Origin of the sequence: Bordetella trematum (genome assembly GCF_900078335.1) — a bacterium.
In the GTDB taxonomy this organism is placed as follows: Bacteria; Pseudomonadota; Gammaproteobacteria; order Burkholderiales; family Burkholderiaceae_B; genus Bordetella; species Bordetella trematum.
This window is the reverse complement of record NZ_FKBR01000031.1, coordinates 1-18,007: the sequence shown is the minus strand read 5'-3', so window position 1 is coordinate 18,007 and position 18,007 is coordinate 1. Positions and strand designations below refer to the sequence as shown.

The 18,007-nt window shown below is 64.6% G+C and carries 11 protein-coding genes; 5 read left to right on the top strand and 6 right to left on the bottom strand.

What is annotated here, in order from left to right; genetic code table 11:
- Nucleotides 1–3: 3 nt before the first annotated feature.
- Nucleotides 4–1,209 (bottom strand): DUF2863 family protein, encoded by a 1,206-nt coding sequence (locus A7V84_RS12360; protein ID WP_063491344.1) that lies wholly within the window; start codon nt 1,207–1,209, stop codon nt 4–6.
- Nucleotides 1,210–1,377: 168 nt separating this feature from the next.
- Here A7V84_RS12360 and A7V84_RS12355 point away from each other — a divergent pair, with 168 nt between their 5' ends.
- Nucleotides 1,378–2,157, top strand: a complete 780-nt coding sequence (locus A7V84_RS12355; RefSeq protein WP_025513404.1) for a DODA-type extradiol aromatic ring-opening family dioxygenase — start codon at nt 1,378–1,380, stop codon at nt 2,155–2,157.
- A gap of 93 nt (nt 2,158–2,250) precedes the next feature.
- Here the strand turns inward: A7V84_RS12355 and acnA are convergent, their stop codons facing one another.
- Both acnA and A7V84_RS12345 read right to left on the bottom strand, forming a co-directional pair.
- Complete coding sequence (gene acnA, locus A7V84_RS12350) at nt 2,251–4,956, bottom strand: aconitate hydratase AcnA (protein WP_025513402.1); 2,706 nt, start codon at nt 4,954–4,956, stop codon at nt 2,251–2,253.
- Between the two features lie 219 nt (nt 4,957–5,175).
- On the bottom strand, nt 5,176–5,787 hold the full coding sequence (locus A7V84_RS12345; RefSeq protein ID WP_038854572.1) for a transglycosylase SLT domain-containing protein: 612 nt from the start codon (nt 5,785–5,787) through the stop codon (nt 5,176–5,178).
- Nucleotides 5,788–6,026: 239 nt separating this feature from the next.
- On the opposite strand from A7V84_RS12345, the gene A7V84_RS12340 reads away from it, so the two are divergent.
- Entirely contained in the window at nt 6,027–8,225 is a 2,199-nt protein-coding gene (locus tag A7V84_RS12340; protein WP_025513398.1) for a TonB-dependent receptor, read from the top strand.
- A gap of 143 nt (nt 8,226–8,368) precedes the next feature.
- Here A7V84_RS12340 and acnB read toward each other — a convergent pair whose 3' ends face one another.
- Nucleotides 8,369–10,960: a bifunctional aconitate hydratase 2/2-methylisocitrate dehydratase gene (gene acnB / locus A7V84_RS12335; protein WP_025513396.1), complete on the bottom strand. Its 2,592-nt coding sequence runs from the start codon at nt 10,958–10,960 to the stop codon at nt 8,369–8,371.
- Nucleotides 10,961–11,134: 174 nt separating this feature from the next.
- Here acnB and A7V84_RS12330 point away from each other — a divergent pair, with 174 nt between their 5' ends.
- Nucleotides 11,135–11,725, top strand: a complete 591-nt coding sequence (locus A7V84_RS12330; protein ID WP_231940105.1) for a 3'-5' exonuclease — start codon at nt 11,135–11,137, stop codon at nt 11,723–11,725.
- Between the two features lie 218 nt (nt 11,726–11,943).
- Nucleotides 11,944–12,714, top strand: a complete 771-nt coding sequence (locus tag A7V84_RS12325) for a sulfite exporter TauE/SafE family protein (protein WP_063491343.1) — start codon at nt 11,944–11,946, stop codon at nt 12,712–12,714.
- On the opposite strand, the gene A7V84_RS12320 is transcribed toward A7V84_RS12325, so the two are convergent.
- Nucleotides 12,711–15,062 (bottom strand): DUF3772 domain-containing protein, encoded by a 2,352-nt coding sequence (locus A7V84_RS12320; protein ID WP_063491342.1) that lies wholly within the window; start codon nt 15,060–15,062, stop codon nt 12,711–12,713. The two genes, A7V84_RS12325 and A7V84_RS12320, sit on opposite strands and share 4 nt — an antisense overlap.
- Before the next feature lie 62 nt (nt 15,063–15,124).
- Nucleotides 15,125–16,036: a LysR family transcriptional regulator gene (locus tag A7V84_RS12315; RefSeq protein ID WP_025513386.1), complete on the bottom strand. Its 912-nt coding sequence runs from the start codon at nt 16,034–16,036 to the stop codon at nt 15,125–15,127.
- A gap of 225 nt (nt 16,037–16,261) precedes the next feature.
- Here A7V84_RS12315 and A7V84_RS12310 point away from each other — a divergent pair, with 225 nt between their 5' ends.
- Nucleotides 16,262–17,779, top strand: coding sequence for an acetyl-CoA hydrolase/transferase family protein (locus A7V84_RS12310; RefSeq protein WP_025513384.1), 1,518 nt, complete (start codon nt 16,262–16,264; stop codon nt 17,777–17,779).
- Nucleotides 17,780–18,007 lie beyond the last annotated feature (228 nt).

Genomic DNA, 18,007 nt, shown 5'->3' with positions numbered 1-18,007 from the left:
GGCTCAGTGAAATTTTGCTGGCACGGTTTCCGCGTCTTCCGGCAGTTCGGCATGCACCAGCACACCCAGCGGATCCGGGAAATACGGGGCGCTGCAATCGTCGCAGAACTCCGGCTGCAGGCAGCCGGGGATGCGCCGGATCTCGGTCACGCCGTACTCCTTGAGCAGGGCAGCGATCTGATCGACCACATCGATGCTGGCGCCGTCTTCGAGCGGCGCCTCTTCTTCGCGCCCATAGACCGGCCAGACGCAGCCATAGTAGACATCGTTGCTGTTGCGCGGCGTGAAACCGATACGGTATTCCTCGATCTGCTGTTCGCCGCAGGCGGCGATTACCGCGCGCAGCTGGCCGGCCGGCAGGTTGGTGGCGCCCTCCAGCCAGGTCACGGCTGCCAGCAGCGACAGCGGACGTACGCGGCGGTCGGCCTCGCGGTTGCTGACGTAATAGGCGTCGGGCAACAGGCATTCCAGGCCGCAGCCCGGCAGCAGTGTGGCCAGGGTGGGCTGAACCTGCTCGGCCCAGCGAGCGAGGCAGGCGTCCCGGCTGGCTTCGGGGACGTCGGGTTGCTCCTGCCAGCGGAACACCGGGCCATGCTCCGGCACCGCCACGGCGGCCACCAGGTAGCGTGTGTCGGCCAGCATGTTGGCGGTTTCGATGTCCGGGTCGACCAGCGCGCGCGCCGGTGTGCTGCCCAGCGCCTGGCCGGCCAGACGCTGCATGAGCTGCGCGGTCTCGGCGAAGGTGCGCGGCATCTGGTCGATGCTCACCAGATGCGGCAGCAGCGCCACGCGGGCATCGGCAGCCAGAACATGGCCATGCAGCTGTGCCAGCAGAGCCTGTTGCGCAGCGGCGGGAATCGGCCCGGTCGGGATCGCGTAGCGGGTCCACGCCACCACCGGCGCGACCAGCAGCAGCACATCATGAATGACGCCGTTTTTCTCGACTTTCATGGACTCGGAAAGCGTTTCAGCCTGTTCGATCAGCACTTCATAGGCGCCGACGTCAAGCTGCGCCAGATGGTCCAGCGCCGCTTCCAGCGGACCGTCGCTGCCGGGGCGAAGCAGCTTGCCGATGGCCTCGGCCAGCTGTTGCTCCCAGAACAGATCCTCGACCCGGCTGCCGGAGCGGTTCAGTGCCTGGGCCAGACTGACCAGGCGCGTTGCATCGCGGTTCAGGCGAGGGGCGGTAGTGCTGCGGGTACGAGCCATTTTTTTATATAGAAACTTGGAGAATGCCTAACAGTGTAGTTTACCGCTCCCGCGTGATCAGGGCGGTTTACTGTTGCTGATTAAGCAATACTGTATGGCCGAATGTAGGGTTTATTGCCGGCTAGCGGGCAGGCACAATGCCTGCATTACTGATTGGAGGCGCTTGCCATGACCTGGCCCGTTCTTTTCGTTTCGCATGGATCGCCCATGATGGCGGTTGAACCTGGCCGCGCCGGCGTGGCGCTGGCGCAATGGAGTGCAGCGCTGGCGGCGCGGCCCAAAGCCATTCTGGTGGTTTCGCCGCATTGGCGCGGCCACGGACTGGCGGTCACGACCCGCAGCCAGCAGCAGGCCTGGCACGACTTTGGCGGCTTCCCCGCCGAGCTGTATCAGTTGCGCTATGACGCCCCGGGGGATCCGGCGCTGGCCGGGCGGGTGCGCGGTCTGCTGGGGCAGGCCGGCTACACGGTGCAGGAAGACGCGGCTCAGCCGCTGGATCACGGCGCCTGGGTGCCTTTGCGCTACCTGTATCCGCAAGCGGATGTGCCGGTGGTCCAGCTCTCGCTGGATGCCGGACTGGCTGCCGAAGGGCAGTACGCCTTGGGCCAGTCTCTGGCGCCCTTGCGCGACGAAGATGTGCTGATCATCGGCTCGGGTTCGTTGACGCATAACCTGCGCGACGTGCGCATGCCACAGGATGCGCCGCCCTGTTCCTATGTGCCGGGCTTCCAGGCCTGGTTTGCGCAGCAGCTGCAGGCCGGCGACGTGGCGGCGCTGCTGGATTGGGAACGCCAGGCACCCGGCGCGCGCCTGGCGCATCCGCACGACGACCACCTCATGCCGTTCTACGTCGCGCTGGGCGCAGGCGGCCTGCCTGCCCATCGCCTTACCGACGAAATCAGCTATGGCGCCCTGGCGATGGACGCCTACCAGTTCGGCGACCGATAAGGACGCCGCAAACGCGACAGCCCCCGGGTGGGGGCTGTCGCGTCTGGGCCGGTGCCGCAGGCGCAGCCCCGCCGGGGCTGCGCCTTTCGAAGGTCAGTCTTCCAGCAACTGACGCAGCACGTAGGGCAGGATCCCGCCGTGCTGGTAGTAATCCACCTCGATCGGGGTGTCGATACGCAGCAGCAGCGAGACATCCTGCTTGCTGCCATCTGCGCGATGGATGGTCAGGGTGACGTCCTGCATCGGCTTGATGCCGTTTTCCAGACCCGAGATATCGAAGGTCTCGTCGCCGCGGATACCCAGCGACTGCACGCTGTCGTCGCCCTTGAACTGCAGCGGCAGCACGCCCATGCCCACCAGGTTGCTGCGGTGGATACGCTCGAAGCTGCGCGTGATGACGGCCTTCACGCCCAGCAGCTGGGTACCCTTGGCAGCCCAGTCGCGCGAGGAGCCGGTGCCGTATTCTTCGCCGCCGAAGACCACCGTCGGCGTGCCGGCCGCCACATACTTCATGGCCGCGTCGTAGATCGACATCTGCTCGCCGCTGGGCTGGTACAGCGTGTCTCCGCCCTCGAAGCGGCTGCCATCGGGCAGGGCCGGGATCATGAGGTTCTTGATGCGCACGTTGGCGAAGGTGCCACGCATCATGATTTCGTGGTTGCCACGGCGCGAGCCATAGCTGTTGAAGTCGGCCTTCTGCACGCCGTGGGCCATCAGCCACTTGCCTGCCGGCGAGGTTTCCTTGATGGCGCCGGCCGGCGAGATGTGATCGGTGGTGACCGAGTCGCCGAACACGCCCAGTGCGCGTGCACCCTTGATCACCGGCATGGCGCCGGGCTGCATTTCGAAACCTTCGAAGAAGGGGGGCTCGGCAATATAGGTCGAATCCGGCCAGTTGTAGGTTTCGCCGGTCACGCCCTTGATGTTCTCCCACAGTTTGCCCGGGTTGGTCTTGACCTGGCTGTAGTTGGCCTTGAAGGCCTTGGGATTCATGGCGTACTTGAGCAGCGCGTCGACTTCTTCGGTCGACGGCCAGATGTCGCCCAGCCACACGTCGCCGTGCTTGCCCTTGCCGACCGGCTCGGTCATCAGGTCGCGCGTCATCGTGCCAGCCAGGGCATAGGCCACGACCAGCGGCGGCGAGGCCAGGAAGTTGGCCTTGATGTTGGGGTGAATGCGGGCTTCGAAGTTACGGTTGCCCGACAGCACGGCCGCGCAGATCAGGTCGTTGCCGATGATGGCTTCGTTCAGATCCGGGGTGAGGTCGCCGGCGTTGCCGATGCAGGTGGTGCAACCGTAGGCCGCCACGTCGAACCCGAGTTTGTCCAGGTAGGGCATCAGGCCGGTCTTGGTCAGATACTCGGTGACCACGCGCGATCCGGGGGCCAGCGACGTCTTGATATGCTTGGGCACCTTGAGCCCGGCCTCCACGGCCTTCTTGGCCAGCAGGCCGGCAGCCAGCAGCACGCTGGGGTTGGAGGTGTTGGTGCACGACGTGATGGCGGCGATCAGGATGTCGCCATTCTTCAGCTTGGTGCCTGCGCTGGTGGTGTACTGCTGGTCGAGCTTCTCGGCCGGCTGGTTGAAACCGTTTTCGGCCACCGGCTTGGAGAACAGGTCGATGAAGGTGTTCTTCACGTTGCCGATCTCGATGCGGTCTTGCGGTCGCTTGGGGCCGGCAAGCGAAGGCGCCACGGTCGACAGATCCAGCGTCAGCAGCTTGCTGTAGTTGATCTGGCTTGCCTTGGGCACGCCGAACATTTTCTGGGCCTTGAAATAGGCTTCGAACGCGGCGATTTCGCTCGGCGTGCGGCCGGTGCCCTTGAAATAGTCGATGGTGCGCTCATCGACCGGGAAAAAGCCCATGGTCGCGCCGTATTCCGGCGCCATGTTGCCGATGGTGGCCCGGTCGGTGACCGACAGGCTGGCGGTGCCTTCGCCGCAGAACTCCACGAACTTGCCGACCACTTTTTCACGGCGCAGCATTTCGGTGATGGTCAGCACCAGGTCGGTGGCGGTCACGCCGCCACGCAGCTGGCCCTTGAGCTCCACGCCGACCACGTCGGGGGTCAGGAAGTACACCGGCTGGCCCAGCATGCCGGCTTCGGCTTCGATGCCGCCCACGCCCCAGCCGACCACGCCGATGCCGTTGATCATGGTGGTGTGGCTGTCGGTGCCAACCAGCGAATCGGGGTAATAGACCTTGTTCTTGCGGTCAAAGTGCACGCCGCGAGCCAGGTACTCCAGGTTGACCTGGTGCACGATACCGAATCCCGGCGGCACCACGCCAAAGGTGTCGAACGCCTGCATGCCCCACTTCATGAACTGGTAACGCTCGCGGTTGCGCTGGAACTCCAGTTTCATGTTCAGGTCGAGCGCGCGCTTGGTGCCGAAGTAGTCGATCATGACCGAGTGGTCGACGACCAGATCCACGGGCACCAGCGGCTCGATGCGGGTCGGCGCCTTGCCCATCTTGGCGGCCACCGAACGCATGGCCGCAATATCGGCCAGCAGCGGCACCCCGGTGAAGTCCTGCAGCACCACGCGCGCGACGACGAAGGGGATCTCCTCTTCGCGCTTGGCGTTCGGCTGCCAGCCCGCGAGTTGGCGGATGTGTTCCTCGGTCACTTTCTGGCCGTCGCAGTTGCGCAGCACGGACTCCAGAACCACCCGGATCGACACCGGCAGTCGCGAGACGTCGATGCCCAACGACTTGCCCAGCGCGGGCAAAGAATAGTACTGACAGGTCTTGTTCCCGATCTTGAACGTCTTGAGGGTTTTGAATGTGTTGTGCGGCATGATGGGCTCCGGGTTGTGTGACCGCGTAAAACTGCCATTTTGTAGCGGTGCTGCGTTGTTGCCGGCGGCATGGTGACCACCACAGATTAACGCAATGTCCTGAATCTTATATATGACATGCGGCAGCGGTCAAAATTCCATCACCTTGCCGGTCCGTCGTTTTCCCATTATCGCCAAACTGGATGACGCCGGCCTTGCGGCCTCGCAAGCTACGGGCGATCAGAACAGCCAGCCGCCGCGGCCAAGGTCGCTTTCGCACTGGCGGTATTGGGCGCCGAAACGTTCGGCGCGGGCCTGTACCTGGCGAGCCACACGCAGCAGCCAGGCCTTGCGCTGATGGCTGCCCCGGCGATAGCCGGTCCAGCCTTCGTGATAATTCAGGTACTGGGCGTAGGCGTCCCATTTCGATACGCCGTTGCTTCGCTGGCTCTTGTCCATGTACCAGCCCATGAAATCCATGGCGTCGGCAAAGTTGTCGCGGCTCGAAAACCAGCCGCCGGCCTCACGCTTGTAGTCGGCCCAGGTTTCGTCCTTGGCCTGTGCGTAGCCGTAGGCGGAACTGACACGGCCCCACGGGATGAAGCCCAGAAAGTAATAGCGCGGGGGCAGGGCGTCGTGCTTGAAACTTGATTCCTGATACATCATCGCCAGCGGCACCTGAACCGGAACGCCCCATTTGTCGCGTGTCTTCAGAGCGGCGTCATGCCAGTCCGGTTTTTCCCGGAAGATGGCGCAGATGTTCTCGGGGTTGGCGGGCGGGCGGGTGCTGGCGCAGCCCGTCAGGGCCGCCAGGAGCAAGGGCAGGGCCAGGCGTCCGAGCAGTCTCTGCATTCTGAAAGTCTTGTTTCCGTGGTCGTCATCGGGATTCTAAGTGCTAATGCGCCGCAAGCACGCTTCGTGCCGGTTGGGATCGTGCATTCAGCTATTAATAAGAATGCCAATAAGAAGCGTTATTGATATTTGTTATGCTTTCCGCTGACCGGCATCGCACCGGTCAGCGCTGGAGCGCGCGCCCATCGCTTGAGCGACGGCTTGATCCGTCGGCAAACAGACTTTCACACGGACGAATGATGAAGATACTTTCCCGCAGCGCCTGCCTGATGGCCGTGCTGCCCTTGGGTATGGTGCAGGCGCAGGCGGCGCCTGCTTCCGATAACAACGCCGTCACACTCGGCGCCATACGCGTGGAGGCCAGCGCTGACGCCTCTGCCGAAGGGCTCGCTCCAGCCTTTGACGGCGGGCAGGTCGCCAGCGGGGCGCGCGCCGGGATCCTGGGTACGCGCGAGAATCTGGCCACGCCGTTCTATACCACCAGCTATACCAGCGGGCTGATTCAGGATAGGCAGGCACGCAGCGTTGCCGATGTCCTTCAGAACGACCCGGCTGTACGGGTGGCGCGGGGTTTCGGGAATTTTCAGGAGTCATATTTCATTCGCGGCTTTATCCTGGGCTCCGAAGATGTGGCCTACAACGGTCTGTATGGCCTGATGCCGCGGCAGTACATCGCCTCGGAATTTTTCGAGCGTGTCGAAGTGCTGCGCGGCGCCTCCAATTTTCTGACCGGCACGCCGCCCACCGGCGGCGGCGTTGGCGGCGCCATCAACCTGGTGCCCAAGCGCGCGCCCAACGAGCCGCTTACGCAATTCACCACAGGTATATCCTCAGGGGGCGCAGCACAGTTCTCGGCAGATATCGCGCGCCGTTTCGGTCCGGACGAGAACACGGGTATTCGCATCAATCTGGGACAGCGTGGCGGCGAGAGCGGCGTCGATGGCGAGTTCGGCCGTACCACGGCCATGCTGATCGGCCTGGATTGGCGCAATGATCGCGCCCGTCTGTCGGCCGACATCGGCTACCAGAACAACCGCATCAAGCGCGGCCGGCCCAATGTGACGCTAGCCGGCAACGCTGGCTCGATTCCCAAGGCCCCCAAGGCCAGCCTCAACTACGCCCAGGACTGGAGCTATTCCAACGAGCGCGACGTGTTCGGAACGCTGCGCGGCGAATATGACTTCAACGATGCCCTGACCGGCTATATGGCCTATGGCCACCGGAACAGCACAGAAAAGAACTCGCTGGCCAACATCAATAATGTCGATGCGGCGGGCAACGGCCAGTTCTACCGTTTCGACAATGTGCGTAAGGACAAGGTCGACACGGCCGAAATGGGGTTGCGGGCCGACTTTGACACCGGCCCGGTGCGGCACCAGATGGTTGTGGCCGCGACTTACTTCCAGCTGGAAAAGAAGAACGCCTACGCCATGGACTGGAAGCACCCTGTCGCCACCAGTATCTATGATCCGGTGCGCGTCCCCCAGCCGGCGTTCAACGCCGATACCCTGTTTGGCAATGATCTGGGCGATCCCGCCCTCAACGGCCGGATACGCATGAGCAGCGTGGCGCTGGGCGACACGCTGTCCCTGCTCGATGATCAGGTGTTGCTGACGCTGGGCCTGCGGCACCAGCGGCTTTACAGCCGCGACTTTGCCTACAACACCGGCATCGCGGGCAAGGCCTACGATGAAAGCCGCAACTCCCCCGCCGCAGGTCTGGTGTGGCGTGTCACACCGACGCTTTCGCTGTATGGCAACTACATAGAGGCCCTGACTGCCGGCGGCACCGCTCCTGCCAATGCCAACGGCCTGCCGGTGGTCAATGCCGGGGCGATGTTGCGACCTTACGTGTCCAAGCAGAAGGAGGTAGGCGTCAAGCTTGAGCGCGACGGTCTGGGGGCGGGGCTGGCCTTCTTCACGACCGACAAGCCGCGCGCCTTCGTCAACGCGCAGCAGGTCTTCTCCGAGGCGGGAAAGGATCGTCATCGGGGCGTGGAGTTGAGCTGGTACGGGCAGGTCAAGCCAGGGCTGCGAGTGTTGGGCGGCATGACCTGGCTGGACGCCCGCCAGCGCGCGACCGGGCAGGCCGCCACGGATGGCAAGCGCGTGATCGGCGTGCCGCGCTACCAGGCCAACCTGGGCGTGGAGTGGGATGTGCCGGGCGTCGATGGCCTGACCGTCGATGGCCGTCTGGTCTACACCGCCGCCTCGTATGCCGATGCCGCCAATACCCTGAAAGTGCCGGGCTGGACCCGTCTGGACGCAGGCGTGCGCTACGACAGCGAGATCGCCGGTCACGAGGTGGTGTGGCGTGCACGGGTCGAGAATCTGGCCAATCGCCGCTATTGGGCGTCGGTGGGCGGTTACCCCGGCAGCGGTTATCTGGTGCAGGGCGCCCCGCGCACCTTCACCCTGACGGCCAGCATGGCATTCTGAGGCGGGCCGCGCCGCCGCTGCCGGGCGGGTCAGGCGGGCGGCAGGCCTTGCTCAGTGCCTGAAACGAAAAACCCCGCCGGCCGGGGAGCACCGGCGGGCGGGGAAGGGCGGACCGGCGTAAACACGCCGGTTCGACAAAGGGTTTACACCGGCACGGAGTCGGCGACGTCCTTGTAGTCTGCGATCTGATCGAAGTTCAGGTACTTGTAGATCTGATCGCCGCTCTTGTTGATGACACCCATGTCGGCCATGTACTCATCCTTGGTCGGGATGCGACCCAGGCGCGAGCAGATGGCGGCCAGCTCGGCCGAACCCAGATACACGTTGGTGTTTTTGCCCAGACGGTTCGGGAAGTTGCGGGTGCTGGTCGACATGACGGTCGCGCCTTCGCGGACCTGGGCCTGGTTGCCCATGCACAGCGAGCAGCCCGGCATTTCGGTGCGGGCGCCGGCAGTGCCGAAGACGCCGTAGTGGCCTTCTTCGGTCAGTTGCTGGGCATCCATCTTGGTCGGCGGCGCGACCCACAGCTTGACCGGGATATCACGCTTGCCTTCGAGCAGCTTGGAGGCTGCGCGGAAGTGGCCGATGTTGGTCATGCAGCTGCCGATGAACACTTCGTCGATCTTCGCGCCAGCGACATCCGACAGCGTCTTGACGTCATCCGGGTCGTTCGGGCAGGCCACGATGGGTTCATGGATGTCGGCCAGGTCGATTTCGATGACGGCGGCGTACTCGGCGTCGGCATCCGGCTCCAGCAGCTGGGGGTCGGCCAGCCAGGCTTCCATGGCCTTGATGCGGCGGGCGATCGAACGCTCGTCTTCGTAGCCGTTGGCGATCATCCACTTGAGCATCACGATGTTGCTGTTGATGTACTCGATGATCGGCTCTTTGTTCAGGTGCACCGTGCAACCGGCCGCCGAACGTTCAGCCGAGGCGTCCGACAGTTCGAAAGCCTGTTCGACCTTCAGGTCCGGCAGACCTTCGATTTCCAGGATGCGGCCCGAGAAAATGTTCTTCTTGCCCTGCTTGGCGACGGTCAGCATACCCTGCTTGATCGCGTACAGCGGAATGGCGTTGACCAGATCGCGCAGCGTCACGCCGGGCTGCATCTTGCCCTTGAAACGCACCAGCACCGATTCCGGCATGTCCAGCGGCATCACGCCGGTGGCTGCGGCAAACGCCACCAGGCCCGAGCCCGCCGGGAAGGAAATGCCGATCGGGAAGCGGGTGTGCGAGTCGCCGCCGGTGCCGACGGTATCGGGCAGCAGCATGCGGTTGAGCCAGGAGTGGATCACGCCGTCACCCGGGCGCAGCGAGATGCCGCCACGGGTGCTGATGAATTGCGGCAGCGTGTGGTGCGTCTTGACGTCCACGGGCTTCGGATAGGCGGCGGTGTGGCAGAACGACTGCATCACCAGGTCGGCCGAGAAGCCCAGGCAGGCCAGGTCCTTGAGTTCGTCGCGGGTCATCGGGCCGGTGGTGTCCTGGCTGCCGACCGAGGTCATCTTCGGTTCGCAGTAGGTGCCCGGACGGATGCCCTGGCCTTCCGGCAGGCCGCAGGCGCGGCCGACCATCTTCTGGGCCAGGCTGAAGCCACGGCCGCTGTCGGCCGGGTTCTTCGGCAGGCGGAACAGCGTCGAGGGCGGCAGGCCCAGCGCTTCACGCGCCTTGGCGGTCAGGCCGCGGCCGATGATCAGCGGAATGCGGCCGCCGGCACGCACTTCGTCAAACAGCACTTCCGACTTGACTTCGAACTCGGCGATCACTTCGCCGTTCTTGAGGGCCTTGCCCTCGTAGGGACGCAGTTCGACCACGTCGCCCATTTCCATCTTGGAGACGTCCAGCTCGATCGGCAGGGCGCCCGCATCTTCCATGGTGTTGTAGAAGATCGGCGCAATCTTGCCGCCCAGGCAGACGCCGCCAAAGCGCTTGTTCGGGACGAAGGGAATGTCTTCGCCGGTGAACCACAGCACCGAGTTGGTGGCCGACTTGCGCGAGGAGCCGGTGCCGACCACGTCGCCCACGTAGGCGACCAGATGGCCTTTTTCCTTGAGCGACTCGATGAATTTCACCGGGCCGCGCTTGCCGTCTTCTTCGGGTTCGAACGCCGCGCCTTCGCGCTTGTTCTTGAGCATCGCCAGGGCGTGCATCGGGATGTCCGGACGCGTGGTGGCATCCGGCGCCGGCGACAGGTCATCGGTGTTGGTTTCGCCAGGCACCTTGAAGACCGTCACGGTCATGCTTTCGGGCACTTCAGGGCGGCTGGTGAACCATTCGGCGTCGGCCCAGCTTTGCAGCACGGACTTGGCATTGGCGTTGCCCTTGTCGGCCTTGTCCTTGACGTCATGGAAGGCGTCGAACATCAGCAGGGTCTTCTTGAGGGCGTCGGCGGCGACCGTGCCAATCTCGGCGTCATCAAGCAGTTCGATCAGCGGGCTGATGTTGTAGCCGCCGAGCATGGTGCCCAGCAACTCGGTCGCCTTGGCGCGGCTGATCAAGGCACACGACTCTTTGCCCAGGGCCACGGCGGCCAGGTAGGAGGCCTTGACCTTGGCGGCGTCGTCCACGCCGGCCGGCACACGGTGCGTCAGCAGATCCAGCAGGAACTGCTCTTCGCCGGCGGGCGGGTTCTTCAGCAGTTCGATCAGGTCGGCGGTTTGTTGGGCAGAGAGCGGCAGCGGGGGGATCCCCAGTGCGGCGCGCTCAGCCACCTGTTGGCGGTAGGATTCCAGCATGAGTAGCCTGCGTAGTGTCGGTTGGTAGGAGGTGGCCGCATTGTAGAACCAACCACCAGTGCGTAGCAAATGTCTTATATCTTATATAAGACTTGAGGGGTGTGGCTACATGCTTGCGGCGACCTCCTACAATGCCGCCTTGTGGATTCGTTCAGTCTTTCTACGGAGCCTGGCTTGGCTTACTTCCCTTCCCGGCGCCGCGTGACGCCTGCCGCCGACACCACCGCACGCGCGCTGGCCGCGCTCAATGTCCCTTTCGTGGTGGCCGACCTGGAAACCACGGGGTTGTCGCCGGCTTCCTGCGAAATCCTCGAATTTGCTGCCGTCCGGGTGCATCCGGAAGGGGGCATCGAGGGCGAGTACAGCCAGGTGGTACGCATCGAGGGCCGGGTGCCTTCCTTCATCGCTCGCCTGACCGGCATCTCGCAGGATGAGGTCGAGCGCGACGGCCGGCCCATCGCCGAGACGCTCGATGCCTTCCTGGATTTTGCCCGGGGCGCCCCGATGTTTTTCCACAACGCCTCGTTCGATTCGCGTTTCCTGCGCGCCACGGCGCAACGCCATGCGCGGGTGTTCGACCCGGATATCCACTGCACGCTGCAACTGGCCAGGCGAGCCTGGCCCGAGCTGGCCTCGCACAAACTGGGTGTGCTGGCCGCCCACCTGGGGGCGTCGACGCCGACGCACCGGGCGCTGGCCGATGTGCATACCACCGTGGCCGTCGCCCTGGCCGCACGCGCCCGGCTGACCGGCAAAGGGCGCTGAAATCCGGCGCCTGACGCCGAGCTGAACAGGTCGCCTGCGAGGGGGCAGGGTCTTCTGTACACTGCCTTTCTTTGCCTTGACTCGTCCGCCGCGCCGCCCATGCCCTCTTGTATTGCGCCGTCGGTCAGTAGTGCCTTTGTGCGCCTGCCCGCCGACTTTCTCCCCCTGTCACCGAGCTTCGCTGCCTGTCTGCCGTGCTTTGTCCGGTCGTTCCGGGCATGAGCGCGCTGGATCATCTGCTGTTCCTGCTGGCCGTGGCGCTGGCGACCTATGCCCAGACGATGACGGGCTTTGCCTTCGGCCTGGTGCTGCTCGGGCTGAGCGGGATCTTCGCCCTGGCGCCGTTGCCGGACATGGCCAACACCGTCAGCATCCTGACGCTCATCAATGCCCTGGTGGTGCTGGGCCGCAGCCGGCCGCAGGTCAACTGGAAGCTGCTCTGGCCGACGCTGGTCAGCAGCCTGATCGGAGTGGGCCTGGGCGTGATCGCCCTGGACTATATCCAGGGAAGCATGGCGGTCGTGCTGCAATGGCTGCTGGGCCTGACTATTCTGGCCTGCGCTTTCATGCTGGTGCTACAGGCGCGTGCGCTGAAACAACTCTCTTCCCGGCTGTCCTTTGTCTTTTTCGGGGTAGTGTCGGGTTTGCTGGGCGGCTTGTTTTCCAGCGCCGGGCCGCCCGTGGTCTATCACTTCTACCGGCAACCCCTGCCGCTGGCGATGATCCGCAATTCGCTTCTGGTGCTGTTTGCGGCCAATGGCGTGCTGCGCACCAGCATGGTCGTGGCGCAGGGGACCCTGCATGCCAACACCCTGTGGATGAGCCTGGAAGCGTTTCCGGTGGTGGTAGGGTTGACCTGGCTGGTACGGCGCTATGCCACGGCGGACTCGGTCGATACCGTCAAGCGCATGGTATTCGTGCTGTTGATCATCGCCGGCCTGGGCATGTTCTTGCCGGCCTCGCTTACCCTTTGGCGCGCCATTTTTTAAGATGATGCGGCGGGCGTCGAGGCCGGTTCCGGCAGGTTGCGCAGCACCAGGGTGTTCGATGCCGCCATGGCGACGTCCGCATCGGATAGGGCCTTCAGGATGGTGAACAGCAGCGCGCTGCGCACGCCGTAGGCGTTGCGCGGCGAGCTGACATAACCCCGGGCATTGAAGACCAGCTGGCTGTTCTCGATGCCGTCCAGATAGACCTGCGGCTCGGGAGTGTCCAGGATGTCGGCCTGGTCGACAAAAGCCTGCAGCATGATCTGGCGCACCTGCTCGGCGTTGCTCGACAGTGGCATGGGAAGCTTGATCTGCACCACGCCCATAGGATTGGCATGGGTGACATTGCGCACCGTCTTGGTGATGAACTCGGAATTCGGCACGATCACGGTAGACCGGTCGCTCATCTGGATTTCGGTGGCGCGGACATTGATGCGCTGAATGTCGCCCTCGATCCCTCCCAGCGAGACCCAGTCTCCCACCTTCACAGGGCGCTCGGCCAGCAGGATGAGCCCGGACACGAAGTTCTGCACCACGGCCTGCAAGCCGAAACCGATCCCCACTGACAGCGCACTGGCGATCCAGGCGACCCGCTCCAGACCGATGCCCAGCGCCGACAACGCCAGCGAAACGGCCAGCACCGCGCCGGCATACCCGAACAGGGTGGCGGCCGATGTCTGCATGCCCGGATCCAGTTCGGTGGTCGGCAGATAACGCTGCGCCAGCCAGTGCTTGACCAGCCGTACAACCAGCAGGGCGACGGCCAGCACCAGCAGCGCCTGGGCCACTGCGCCGGGGCGGATATTGATCTCGCCGATCTGCAATCCCTCATACAGACGGCTCAGGCGCTGCATCAGGTCGACGGGCGCTTCGCCGAAGGGCTCGGCCAGCAGCACCACGGCAATCAGGATGATCATCATGCGCCCCAGCCCCGACAGCAGTACCGCGGTCTGGCTGCGCAGCCGCGCGTGCAGCGCCTGGCTTTCGGCGCCTGGCGCCACGCGCAACAGGGTGCTGAAGCCGTCATCGACCAGCACCGCCACGAGATAGGCGCTGGCCAGCACCACCACAGACCAGAGCGTCTGGCGCACCAGGAAACTGCCAAGCGCCGAATAGCCCGACAGCAGCGCCAGCAGGCTGGCGACCAGGCTGAGCCAGGCCAGAGTCTCCAGGGCGACCAGCCACAGGGGGCGGGCCGGCGCTTCGTTGGCGCGGCGACGCAGGCGTTCGGCGCGGCCCAGCGCGATCATCATCACGATGGCCATCAGGGCAGCGACCAGATTGCTCAGGGCAATGGTGCCGATCAGGCTGGCATTGATCAGGCCGGGCAGGCGTTCGGCTGCCCAGGTCGCGACCACCAGCACGCCCAGGGTCAGGGGCAGCCAGCGCAGACCCGCCACGAAGTCATCGGGCAACGGCAGCAGGCGCCAGGAGGGTCGGCGCTGCGACAGCAGCGCATGGCCCAGGCCGGCGACAAAGCCGCCAACGGCGGCGATCTCGATCAAATCGGTCAGCAAGGCGCGGGTATCCGCCGCTGCTTCGCCCTCCCAGGTCAGGCCGCTGGCAAACAGGGCGGCGATCAGGGGAGGGGTGAGACTCGACAACGCGACCAAGGTCACTGCCAGCAACGAGCGCCGCAGGCGTCCGGGAGGCACCCGTGTCGCGGTCAGCTGCAGGATCTTGCGGCTGACCCAGTAACGCAGCGCCAGCACCAGGGCGACCAGGGCGACCAGCATGGCCCAGACGCGGCCCGGCGTGACGTTGATCAGCTCGGCGACCTTGTCCAGCATGTCGTTCAGGCGTTGCTGATCCTGCGGCGCCTCGGTTTTCAGCTCTCGCCAGAACGCGGCCGACAGTACCGAACCACGACGCTCGCCCAGGCTGGCCTGGAACTGCTCCCGGCGCATGGCTGAGATCTGCTCGGCGGTCTGCTGGGCCTCCACGGCCAGCAGGCGGGCCAGCTTCAGCTGGCTGTCCAGGTTGCGGCTGTCGCGCTCGAGCTGGGCGCGTTGGCGGGCCACGTCGCCCGCCTCGCTCTGGCCTTCCGGCGCCTGGCCTAGTTCGGCCAGCCGCGCACTGACGCCGGCTAGTTCCGGCGTGAGGGTAGTGGCGGCGGCATTGGCCTGGGCCTGGATTTCCAGCGCCTCGCTGCGACGTTTCACCAGGATGTCGTCGTTTTCCAGCTCGGGCAGGCTCTTGCGCAGGCCATCGAGCTGGCGGCGTGCCTCACTCAGAATCGCTTCGGCCTCGTCGGCCGGTGGTTGCGCGCTGGCCGGCGCGGGCAGCAGGGCCAGCCACAGCATCAGCAGCGGGAGGAAAACACGCCAGCCTTGGGTAAGGGGTGTCATGATCTGTGCCTTAAAAGGTAAGACCAGCATACCAAGGGCGGGTGCAAAGCGGGTAGGGAGGCTCAGGCCGCGGGTTTGTCTGCGGCGGCTTCTCCCTGCAGCACTTCGCCGCAGACGGCCAGCCAGGCGCGCGCGGCGAAGGAGAGGTAGCGGTCGCGCACCCAGATATGCCCGGGCTCCCATTGCACACCGCTGCGCGCCAGTCGCGCGAGCGCCAGGCCGCGGGTTTTCAGGCGCTGCACCAGCGGCTCGGGCAGGATGGCTGTGCCCAGGCCGGCTGCCGCCATGCCCGCCAGAAAGTCCCAATGGGCGCTCTGGGCGGCGATGTTGGGCTCGAAGCCGGCGCCTTCGCAGGCCTGGCGCAGCCGGCGCGTCAGTGCGAAGTCCTCGGTCGGGATCAGCAAAGGGACATCGCGCAGGGCGGATAGCGAGAGAGTCTTCTTGCCGGCCCAGGCCACGTCCGCCGGCCCCACTACCCAGAGCGGATGGCTGCCGAAGCGCTGTGCCTGCAAGGGGCCGGGCGAGGCCACTGGCAGCACGGTCGCGCCGATCTCCAGTTCACCGGCGCCGACCAGCCGCTCGACTTCCTGGCCGGTGCCTTCGCGCAGGCTCAAGCGGATCTGCGGGTGGCGTTCGCGAAAGCACTGCACCACCGGGATGAACAAGACGTTGATCATGGGGGGAATGCCCACTTCCAGCTCGCCCTTGGTCAGCGCCGTGGCCTCGCGCAGCTCGGCGTTCAGCTGGCGCATGGCGCCCAGGATCTGCACGCCACGCTCATGGACAATGCGGCCGGTGTCGGTGGGGCGCGCCGTGTGCCCGTCGCGGATCAGCAGGGGCGTGCCGACCTCCTCCTCGAGCTGGCGAATCATCTTGCTGACGGTCGATTGGGTCACGAAGAGATTCTTGGCCGCCTGCGTGAAGCTGGCGCAGCGTACCGTTTCCACGAAGTAACGCAGGGCGCGGATATCCATGATCTTCAAATAATGAAAAAAACGACTGATTTCGATGATTTTAAGTCATTACGAGTTTTCGTCACGGCTTCCTATACTCCGCTGCATACCGTTACCCGCGAGCCACGAGCCGCTGGCGACGACTGCAAAAACGCCGCGCAGACGGTGTCCAGGCATCAGGAGACAGACGTTATCTGCACCATGCCGTGGACCCGGCCGCGCCGGCTTCGGAAGTCTGGAGACACCATGGACCTCGAACGAATCCGTCATGCGGGCCTGCGCTCGCGAGTGACCAGCGCGCGCACTGCCGCCCAGTTGATCAAGAACGGCATGACCGTCGGCATGAGCGGTTTTACCCGAGCCGGGGATTGCAAGGCCGTGCCGGCCGCGCTCGCCGAGCGAGCCCGCCAGGATCCCCTGAAGATCACCCTGATCACAGGTGCCTCGCTGGGGCACGATACCGACAAGCTGTTGACGCAGGCCGATGTGCTGGCGCGCCGGCTGCCGTTTCAGGTGGACACCACGCTGCGTCGCAAGATCAATCAGGGCGAGGTGTGTTTCATCGATCAGCACCTGTCGGAAACCGTCGAGCAACTGCGCAGCGGCCACCTCAAGCCCGTCGATGTGGCCATCATCGAGGCGGCCGCCATCGCCGAGGATGGCTCGCTGGTGCCGACCATGTCGGTGGGCAACTCGGCCTCCTTCGTCGAGCAGGCCAGCGTGGTCATCGTCGAAATCAATGAAAGCGTGCCGGCCAGCATCGAAGGCCTGCACGATATCTACCTGCCGGATGTGCGCGGCCTGCGCCAGCCCATTCCCTTGCTCAAGGCAGATCAACGCATAGGCTCGACCACCATTGCGGTGGATCCTGCCAAGATTGCTGCCATCGTTTATACCCGTGAGCCGGACAGCCCTTCCAACGCTTTGCCTCCGGATGCCGAAACCGATCAGATTGCCGGGCATATCGTGCGATTCCTGGAGGGCGAGGTTCAGGCCGGCCGCCTGACACGCTCGCTGCTGCCCCTGCAGGCCGGCATCGGCACCATCGCCAATGCCGTGCTTCATGGCTTCGGCGAGGCCGACTTCGAAAACCTGGTGATGTACTCCGAAGTGTTGCAGGACAGCGCCATCGCTTTGCTCGACAGCGGCAAGCTGGCGTTCGCGTCTGCCTCATCGATTACGGTGTCTCAGCCTGTCTATGAGCGCCTGCTCGACAACATGGCCCATTATCGGGATCGCCTGGTGCTGCGTCCGCAGGAAATCAGCAACGCGCCTGAGCTCGTGCGTCGCCTGGGGATCATCGCCATCAATACAGCGCTGGAATTCGATATCTACGGCAACGTCAATTCCACTCACGTGGGCGGCACGCAGATGATGAACGGTATCGGAGGCTCGGGGGATTTCGCCCGCAACGCCCATCTCTCCATCTTTGTCAGCAAGTCCATGGCCAAGGGAGGCGATATTTCCAGCGTGGTGCCGATGGTGGCCCACGTGGACCATACCGAACACGATGTCGATATCCTGGTGACGGAGTGCGGGCTGGCCGACTTGCGCGGGTTGGCTCCGCGCGAACGCGCCCGCCGCATCATCGCCAATTGCGTGCACCCCTCTTATAGAGAAGCCTTGCTCGATTACTTCGAGCGCGCTTGCCGCCGTGGCGGGCAAACCCCGCATGTGCTGGAGGAGGCCCTGGCCTGGCATCAGCGTTATGAAGCCAGCGGCTCCATGCGCACTCCCGGCGCGTCCACGCGTCGCGTCGCCTGATCATTCCGGTGTCTCTCGGGCTGCATGGGGCAGCCCCTTTCAGGGCCTCGCGGCCCTTTTTTTTCTTGTGCCCCGGTTGGTGCGGGGAAAGGGGAGGGAACTTCCCGCGCACAATGGCCTCTATATAGAGGTGGGGCGATGTTGCGCCGATGCCGGGCAAACCCTGTCAGGGCAATTCCGGGTATTGTTTTGACAAGTCCGAAAAGCGTGCTATAGTTCGCCCCCTTC

Excerpts from the sequence above, each read along its gene's own strand:
- A7V84_RS12360 (WP_063491344.1), bottom strand. The coding sequence starts at position 1,209 with ATGGCTCGTACCCGCAGCACTACCGCCCCTCGCCTGAACCGCGATGCA.
- A7V84_RS12355 (WP_025513404.1), top strand. The coding sequence starts at position 1,378 with ATGACCTGGCCCGTTCTTTTCGTTTCGCATGGATCGCCCATGATGGCG.
- acnA (WP_025513402.1), bottom strand. The coding sequence starts at position 4,956 with ATGCCGCACAACACATTCAAAACCCTCAAGACGTTCAAGATCGGGAAC.
- A7V84_RS12345 (WP_038854572.1), bottom strand. The coding sequence starts at position 5,787 with ATGCAGAGACTGCTCGGACGCCTGGCCCTGCCCTTGCTCCTGGCGGCC.
- A7V84_RS12340 (WP_025513398.1), top strand. The coding sequence starts at position 6,027 with ATGAAGATACTTTCCCGCAGCGCCTGCCTGATGGCCGTGCTGCCCTTG.
- acnB (WP_025513396.1), bottom strand. The coding sequence starts at position 10,960 with ATGCTGGAATCCTACCGCCAACAGGTGGCTGAGCGCGCCGCACTGGGG.
- A7V84_RS12325 (WP_063491343.1), top strand. The coding sequence starts at position 11,944 with ATGAGCGCGCTGGATCATCTGCTGTTCCTGCTGGCCGTGGCGCTGGCG.
- A7V84_RS12320 (WP_063491342.1), bottom strand. The coding sequence starts at position 15,062 with ATGACACCCCTTACCCAAGGCTGGCGTGTTTTCCTCCCGCTGCTGATG.
- A7V84_RS12315 (WP_025513386.1), bottom strand. The coding sequence starts at position 16,036 with ATGGATATCCGCGCCCTGCGTTACTTCGTGGAAACGGTACGCTGCGCC.
- A7V84_RS12310 (WP_025513384.1), top strand. The coding sequence starts at position 16,262 with ATGGACCTCGAACGAATCCGTCATGCGGGCCTGCGCTCGCGAGTGACC.